Genomic DNA, 1,268 nt, shown 5'->3' with positions numbered 1-1,268 from the left:
CCCGCCAACCGTGCGACGAGTTCCGCGCGGCTACTCGATCCTGTCTTCGCATAGACGGACTTGAAGTGATCGTGCACCGTGTTCGTCGTGATGCCCCGGTGTCGAGCGATCTCGGCCGTGGACAGCCCGTTCAGCACGTCGGTGCACACCTCACACTCGCGAGCGGTCAGCGCGTACGCGGCGAACAGCACCTCTGTGAGGTCACTGTCCGCGGCGGGCTCGATGGTGACCGCGGTGCGGGACTCGTCGCCGTCGGCGCTCAACGGCGCCGCACGGACGACGATCCAGCCTCCGCCCTCGTTGCGGACACGCGCCCGGAACACCCCGGTCGAACTCGCCCGGGCCCCGAACGTTGCCGCCCGCAACAGCAATGCCGGTCGCACAGGACCGGCGAGCCGTTCCTCCCAGGCCCGCGCCGCGACGGTCGACGCGACCGGTTCGCCCACAGGGTCCGTCACGATCACCGCCGGACCGGGATCGGCTCCGGGGCGTGCCTGCAGGGAGTGGACGGCGGCCGCCCGTGTCGCGACCGCCACCGCCGGCGCGATCATCGCCAGGAACTCCAGTTCCCGATCCGTGAAGTCCGGACCCGATCGGACGAAACCGGCTGATCCCCAACCTAATCCGTCAGCCGTGAAGACGACACGCACCTCGCAGTCGAGTCCGAGCGGGCGCCATACCGCAGCGTGCCGGAGACTGTGGGCGACTTCGGTCGACGGTAGATCCGAGGCCCGCACCACCGTTCGTCCACTGCGGACGATGTCTGCGAACGTCGCGGGATCGTGTCCACCGCATTCCGATTCGGCGAGTAGTGGCTCGTATTCGGAAGGAATGCGGTTGCGTCCACTGGTCATCGAACCGAACGCCAGGGTCAGGGGATCGAACAGCGCCCAGCACGTCAGGTCGCTGCGCACGATGCGATCGACCAGTTCGATGGCACGTTCGTGCAGTTCGGTGGCACCCGCGCCGGTGCCCGCGAACTCCAGGATCTCACGGCGGACCCGCTCTGCCCGCACTTCGAGCATGAGCCCAGTATGCGCCGGCCCCAACCGCCGAACCATCCCCGGTTTCGGGGATGGTTCGGCCACTGACGGCGCCCTAGCGTCGCCAGTGTGTCCACTCATCTCACTCAGGCCGGTACGGGTAGGCGTCTTTCGGTGCCGGACGCCGTCGTCACCGTTCTGTCGTCCGGTGAACATACCGGCGGCGCTTACGAGGTCATGCTGGTCGAGGCGCCCTGCGGCACTCCACCGCCGCTGCACTCCGAG

The 1,268-nt window shown here is 68.2% G+C and carries 1 protein-coding gene; it reads right to left on the bottom strand.

Annotated elements, in window-relative coordinates:
* Positions 1-1,025: helix-turn-helix transcriptional regulator (locus R1101_RS0123725; RefSeq protein ID WP_016935652.1), on the bottom strand; the 1,025-nt coding region annotated here is incomplete at its 3' end.
* Positions 1,026-1,268 lie beyond the last annotated feature (243 nt).

It is taken from the genome of Rhodococcus sp. R1101, from assembly GCF_000278445.1.
Taxonomy (GTDB): domain Bacteria; phylum Actinomycetota; class Actinomycetes; order Mycobacteriales; family Mycobacteriaceae; genus Rhodococcus; species Rhodococcus gordoniae.
The sequence above is the reverse complement of the archived record's forward strand: the minus strand, read 5'-3'. Positions and strand labels throughout refer to the sequence as shown.